This window comes from Calidithermus roseus (genome assembly GCF_003574095.1).
GTDB lineage: Bacteria > Deinococcota > Deinococci > Deinococcales > Thermaceae > Calidithermus > Calidithermus roseus.
This window is the reverse complement of the sequence record NZ_QWLA01000118.1, coordinates 1-6,187: the sequence shown is the minus strand read 5'-3', so window position 1 is coordinate 6,187 and position 6,187 is coordinate 1. Positions and strand designations below refer to the sequence as shown.

General features: G+C 68.2%; 5 protein-coding genes. All 5 read right to left on the bottom strand.

The window, feature by feature from the left end; genetic code table 11:
- Positions 1-1,014, bottom strand: a 1,014-nt coding sequence (locus tag Mrose_RS17570; RefSeq protein WP_147371718.1) for an ABC transporter ATP-binding protein, incomplete at its 3' end; no start/stop codon positions are given.
- A gap of 94 nt (positions 1,015-1,108) precedes the next feature.
- Positions 1,109-2,521: an ABC transporter permease gene (locus tag Mrose_RS17565; RefSeq protein WP_119280481.1), complete on the bottom strand. Its 1,413-nt coding sequence runs from the start codon at positions 2,519-2,521 to the stop codon at positions 1,109-1,111.
- Complete coding sequence (locus Mrose_RS17560) at positions 2,518-3,588, bottom strand: ABC transporter permease (protein ID WP_119280480.1); 1,071 nt, start codon at positions 3,586-3,588, stop codon at positions 2,518-2,520. The genes Mrose_RS17565 and Mrose_RS17560 overlap by 4 nt, the downstream gene beginning before the upstream one ends.
- 18 nt (positions 3,589-3,606) lie before the next feature.
- On the bottom strand, positions 3,607-5,985 hold the full coding sequence (locus Mrose_RS17555) for an ABC transporter substrate-binding protein (protein ID WP_119280478.1): 2,379 nt from the start codon (positions 5,983-5,985) through the stop codon (positions 3,607-3,609).
- A 2-nt stretch (positions 5,986-5,987) separates the two neighbouring features.
- Positions 5,988-6,187, bottom strand: a 200-nt coding sequence (locus Mrose_RS19050) for a hypothetical protein (RefSeq protein ID WP_182482895.1), incomplete at its 5' end; no start/stop codon positions are given.

The window sequence follows — 6,187 nt, the reverse complement described above, 5'->3', positions numbered from 1 at the left end:
GCGCAGGGGAGTCGGGGTTCTTGCCGAGAGGGCAGGCTGGGGGAGCCCGGCGGCGCGGTAGTCGGGGTGGTAGAGCCAGCAACGCACCTGATGGCCCGGTGCGGGCTCGAGGAGCTCGGGCGGCTTCTTGCAGGCGTCGAAGACGTAGGGGCAGCGCTCCTGGAAGCGACAGCCCGCCGGAGGGTTGATCAGGTCGGGTGGCGCGCCGCGCAGGAAGCCGGGCTGGGTGTCGGAGTGCAGCTGGGGGATGCTGGCCAGAAGCCCCTGGGTGTAGGGGTCGAGGGGATGGGTGAGGAGGGCCTCGAGGCTGCCCTGCTCGCGGATCTGGCCGCCGTACATCACCGCGATGCGGTCGCAAAGGTCACAAGCCAGGGCGGGGTCGTGGGTGATGAAGAGCATCGACAGGCCCAGGTCGCGCTTGAGGTCCTTGAGCAAGTTGACGATCTGGGCCTGCACGATCACGTCCAGGGCGCTGGTGGGCTCGTCGAGGATGACCAGCGGGGGCTTGAGGGCCAGGGCCATGGCGATGACCACCCGCTGCTTCATGCCGCCCGAAAGCTCGTGGGGGTAGCGGCCATAGACCTCGGCGGGCAACCCGACGCGCTCCAAAAGCCGCTCCACCTCCTTCCTGGCCTGGGGCTTGGGGACGCCCTCCAGCAGCATCCGCTCGGCCACCTGGTCGCCCACCCGCAGCACCGGGTTGAAGGCGTTCATGGCCCCCTGGAAGACCATCGAGATACCCTTCCAGCGCAGGCTGCGCCGCAACTCGGCCTCGGGGAGGGTCGTCACTTCGCGCCCCTGAAAGCACACACTGCCCTCGTAGCGGGCGATGTTCTTGGGCAGCAAGCGCATCAGCGCCATGCCCAGGCTGGTCTTGCCGCTGCCCGACTCCCCGATCAGGCCCAGCACCTCCCCCCCGGCCTCGAGCGCGAAGGAAACCCCGTCCACCGCCCGCACCGGCCCCTTGGGGGTAGCGTAGTGCAGGGTGAGGTCCTGGACTTCTAGCAGGGGCATGGGCCTCCTTCGGAGGGTCGTACGTCGTACGTCTTACGTCTTACGCCGGGAAACGACGCATACGGCGTAGGACGTACGACGCACGACAGCCCCATCACTGCCCCCTCCGCAAGCGCGGGTTCACGATGGGCTCGAGGCCCAGCGAGATCAGCATGAAGGCGATGGCGGTGAGCACGATCAAGAGGCCGGGGGGGAGGATCCACCACCAGTAGCCCAGATAGACCGCGCCGGTGCGGAAACCCTGCTCGAGGATCTGGCCCCAGGTGGGCAGGGTGGGGTCGCCCAGGCCCAGAAAGCTCAGCCCGGCCTCGGCCAGGATGGCGGAGGGGGCTGAGAAGATCAGGGTGGCGAAGATGAAGGGGGCGATGTGGGGAAAAACGTGATGGACGATGATGCGGCTGCGAGAGGCCCCCAGGGCGCGGGCGGCTTCCACCTCGGGCGAGGTGCGCAGGGAGAGCACCATCGAGCGCACCAGGATGGTGAGGCCGGGCCAACTAAAGAGCACCAGCACCAGCAGGATCAGCCACAGCCGCGCACCCAGCACGAAGACCATGAAGATTAGGAGGGGCAGCACCGGCACGTTGTTGACGATGTCGGCGGCCCGCTGGATCAAGAGGTCGGTGCGCCCGCCGGCGTAGCCGCTGATGAGGCCCAGCGCAGTGCCCAGCAGGGTGCTCAACGTAGCCACCGCCAGCCCGATCAGCAGCGCGATGGGCAGCCCGAACAGCAGGCCCTGGGTCAGGTCGCGGCCCTGGGCGTCGGTGCCCATCGCCCCATAGACTGCCCCGCCGGCGACGAAGCGCACCAGGCCGACCGAGTCGCGCGGGTCGTCCACGCTGACCGTGGCCTCGAGCCGGTAGGTCCCCTTGAGCGTCACGAAGCCCCCGTCCCCCCAGCGCCCGAACAGCGCCAGCGGCAACTGGCGCTGCACCTCGTCGTAGGAGACGTCGGGGGTTTGCCTCACCAGGTAGTCATAGGTGGCCTCGATGGCGTTTTGCTCGGTATCCAGCGCCACCCGCAGGGCTTCGTCCTGGTGGCGGCGGTAGGGCGGGCTCTCGCCCGCGAAGGGGCCAGAGATCACCGTGCGGTAGAGGGGGATCCTGCCTCCGTCGGGTCGTATGAGCACCGCCTCGACGGTGGGCGGGCGGGCTTGGTAGGTCACGTCGGCCAGCGAGAAGGAGAGGAAGGTGGGGGGCTGGTCGTTCTGGAAGTCGAAGGCCAACTCGTAGACCTTGAGGTTGCCGTCCTCGCGGGCGGGGGAGTGGGCCTCGAGGATGCGGTGCTCGGGCCGCTTGGGGCCCAGGAGGTTGGTCCAGGCCGGGGGCGCGGCTTTGGGGTAGTCGCCCCACAGCGCGGGGTTGCTCCAGCGCCGGGGGCCGAAGTCAGGGGGGTAGGTGAGCACCACGTAGAGCGCCACCAGCACCAGCAGGCCGAAGAGCAGCAGCCCCGCCCTTCCGGCCCCTGTGGCCCATAACTCGCGCAGCACCGTGCGCAGCTCCAGCCTCACGGCCCCCCCTCGTAGCGCACCCTGGGGTCGAGCCAGACGTACAGGACTTCCAGCACCAGCCGGGCGATGACGTAGAGCAGGGTGAACATGAAGGTGAGCGCCACGATCAGGCCCTCGTCGGGCGTGCCCGCGATGGCGTCGTAGTACAGCCGTCCCATGCCACGCCAGTCAAAGATGGTTTCCACCAAAATCGATCCACCCAGGCTTCCGGCGAGCCCCAGGATCAGCCCGGTCACGATGGGCGGGGCGGCCACGCGCAGGATGTGGCGGCTGCGCACGATGGGCTCGGGCATGCCCTTGGCCCGCGCCACGGTCACGTGGTCCTCCTGGGCGATGTTGAGGGTGAGGGTGCGGACGGAGTAAATCGAGGGGCCCACGCTGGCGAGCACCAGCGTGAGCACCGGCAGCACCGAGTGCCACAGCAGGTCGAGGAAGCGGGCCAGGCCCCCTTCAGGTGGGGGAGCGCTGTACATCCCGCCCGGCGGCAGCAGCTCGAGCTCGAAGGCCAGCAGCAGCACCAGCAGGATGCCCAGCCACCAGGTGGGCACCGCGTAGGATACGGCGGCCAGGTAGGCCACGAAGCGGTCGAGCCTCGAGCCCACCCGCGTGGACATCCACACCCCCGCCAGGATGCCAATGACCGCGGTGATGACGGTGGCGGTGGTCAGGAGCAGCACGGTGTTGGGCAGGCGCTCGAGCACGATGTCGGCGATGCGGCTGGAGCCGTCGTAGCTGCGCAGGTTGCGGGCTTCGCCCAGGTTGAGCGTGAGCACCCGCCAGACCATGCCGGGGATGCGGGTGTACCAGGGCCTGTCCAGGCCATACGAAGCCAGCAGCTCCCTGCGCCTTGCCTCGAGGGCGGCCTCGAGCTGGTCGGGGTCGCGGATGGTCTGGGTCAGCGAGGTGCGCAGAGCGCGCAGTTCCTCGCCCACCGTGGCCTGGAGGATCTTGTCCGAAAAACCCGTGGCTCCCAGGCTCACCGCCAGCAGCACCAGCACGGCGATGAGCACCCCGAAGAGGGTGAGGGCGCGAAAGAGCAGAGCACGGAGGAGGGAGAGCTCGAGCATTGGTGGGAGGTGGGGCGGTTACGGTACCACGTTCAGGTCCACGGTGCGCTCGGCCACCGAGGCTAGGCTGTCGCTGTAGGCGGCGAGGTAGAGGCGGTAGAGCCCCTGCTTGAGCCCCCTGGTGGCGTTGGCGTCCAGGGTCACGCTGAAGTCTCCGGCCCTGGCGGTCCTGCTCTGGCCCTGGGCCAGCACCCTGCCGCTGGCGGGGTCTACCAGCAAGTAGCGCAGACCCAGGGTGCCGGGGCCGCGCAGGTTGGCCTTGACCTCGGCGGCCCTGCCGATGGAGACCCTGGGGGCGTCCACGCGGGTGATGGCCAGGTCGGGGGGTTCGCCTTGGTACCAGTCGCCGGGCTTGTAGGGGTAGCTGGGGTCGCGGAAGGCCCGCAACTCGGCGTACTGGGCGGGCGGGTCGTAGCGGGCTAAGAAGAAGGGGCCGTTGGAGATGACCAGGTGGCCGTACTTGTTGAACCACTCGATGGCGGCCTGGTAGCGGGCTTTGGCTTCCTGAGCGCTCACCAGGTTGCGCCCTCCGAGCTCGAACACGCCCTCGGGCACGTAGCCGCTGTCGTTGAACTGGCGCAGGGTGCGCACCACGGCCCGCGCGTCCTTGTCGAGCACCAGGCTCAGCCAGGGCACATCGAAGCGGGCGGCGGCGGTGTCGGTGTAGGCCGCGCGGCGCTGCTTGAAGACCAGGTCATCCATCGCGGCCAGCAACTCCCAGGGGGTGCCCACCCCCGAAGGCAGGGCATAGCCCGCGATCAGCGAGGGCTCGAAGTGCCAGAAGTCCACGTAGACCTCGAGTCGGTTTTGGTCCACCACCCTGAAGCCCTTGAAGGTCTCGAGCAGGGGCCGACTGGTGACGGCGATGGCTACCTCGATCTTGGACTTTTCGGGGTTGTAGGCCAGCTCGTAGCCTTGGGCGATGGAGTAGAGCACGTCGGCCATGGTGATGCTCTGGCCGTGGTGCCACTTGCTCTTGAAGTAGCGCGAATAGTCGAAGGTGACCTTGCTGGTGGCGCGGGCGCCCGCTGCGACAGGCTTCCAGCGGGTATTGGCGGCGTCCCACAGCACCGCGTCGCCTGGGATGGCCAGCTTGCCCGCAGGTCCGGCGGTCTCCACCTTGAACTCGGCGCGGAAGGGCCTGGTCTCACCGGTGAAGGGCTGGTTCCATAGCGGGGGGTCGGCCAGGTTGCGGTAGATGTCGCTGGAATACACATCGCCGATGCCGCCTATCGGGTTCCAGGTCGAGCGTTCGGTCCACACCCACAGATGGCCCACCGTCACGGTGTCCTTGCCCGGCACGTAGGCTTCGCGCAGCGCCCAGGGGTTGCGCGGCCCGGCCACCAGGTCCTCGGTGATGCCGCTGAGCTCGGCGCGGGCGGGGAAGGTGTTGACCGCGGTGACCAGCCACACCCGCACCGACTCATCCAGGCCGAGCTGGGTCATGCGGCGGTAGAGCTGGTTGCGCTCGGCCTCGCTTTTGAAGTCGCCGGTGAAGAGCTTCTTGCCCAGCTCGTCGAGCTCCTTGTTCTGGTACTGCCAGAAGCCAGCCTGCTGCCAGCCGGGCATGTTGCCCAGCCAGGGAGCGTAGAAGCTGTTGACGCTGCCGAACTCGTAGCGCTGCGGCGCGCCCCGGCCCCAGCCTTCGGTGTAGAGGTGCCACTCCAGCGCCTTGGGGTCGGAGGAGTACACCGTCAGCACGGCGGGCGCGAAGGTCTGGTAGCTCATGGCTACGGTGAAACCGGCCTTCTCGAGCTCCGAGCGCACCAGGTCGCCGATTTCGCGACGCTCATCCTCCACGCGGGCGATGAATTTGAGCCGGATGGGCTGGCCCCGGTACTGCCACCGGCCCCCCACCAGCTCGGCCCCGGCCTGGCGCATGGCCTGGGCGATCTGGCTCCTGGCCCGCTCGGGGTCGTAGCGGATGCCCGAGCCCCGGTCGAGGTCGTAGATGGCCAGGAAGTCGAAGTCGCGGGGGGAGAGGTGGGTGATCATGGGGAAGGCGTTGCCCCGGAAGAGGTCGCGGGCGATGAACTCGCGGTTGACCAGCAACTGCACCGCCTGCCGCACCTCCTTGATGGAGAAGGGGTTGAGCTGGCCCTGGGGGGCCGGTGCGGGGTTGAGGATGAGCGAGAGGGTGGTGGCCGGGGCCTGGTAGAGCCTGACTCCCGGAGTGCCGCGCAACTCCTGGGCAGCAGTGGTCTTGAGGCTGAACAGATAGAGGTCCATCTGCCCGGCCTTGAGGTCGAGGGGGGCGCGGTCGGCGTTGAAGGCCCGGAAGACCAGGCGCTCAGCCGATGGACCCGGCTTCTGGTGGGGGGGTTTGTAGCCCCCACCCTGCCCCAGGGCCGCCACTAAGGCCGCCAGGGCCAGGTAAGGCAGCATCTTACGCAGCATGGTTATCGCCTCGGCTGGGTTTGCTGAAGCTTCTGGACTTCCTTCTGCAAGGCCTCGAGCCGCTTCATCACCTGGTTGTAGAGCTCCTGGTTGCTCTTCTGAAGCTGCTGGATTTGGGTGAGCAACTGCTGGTAGAGGGATTGGTTCTTCTGGATCTCCGTGAGCAGTCTGACGAGCTGGGGGTCGTTGGAGGGGGTGCTGG

Excerpts from the sequence above, each read along its gene's own strand:
- Mrose_RS17560 (WP_119280480.1), bottom strand. The coding sequence starts at position 3,588 with ATGCTCGAGCTCTCCCTCCTCCGTGCTCTGCTCTTTCGCGCCCTCACC.
- Mrose_RS17555 (WP_119280478.1), bottom strand. The coding sequence starts at position 5,985 with ATGCTGCGTAAGATGCTGCCTTACCTGGCCCTGGCGGCCTTAGTGGCG.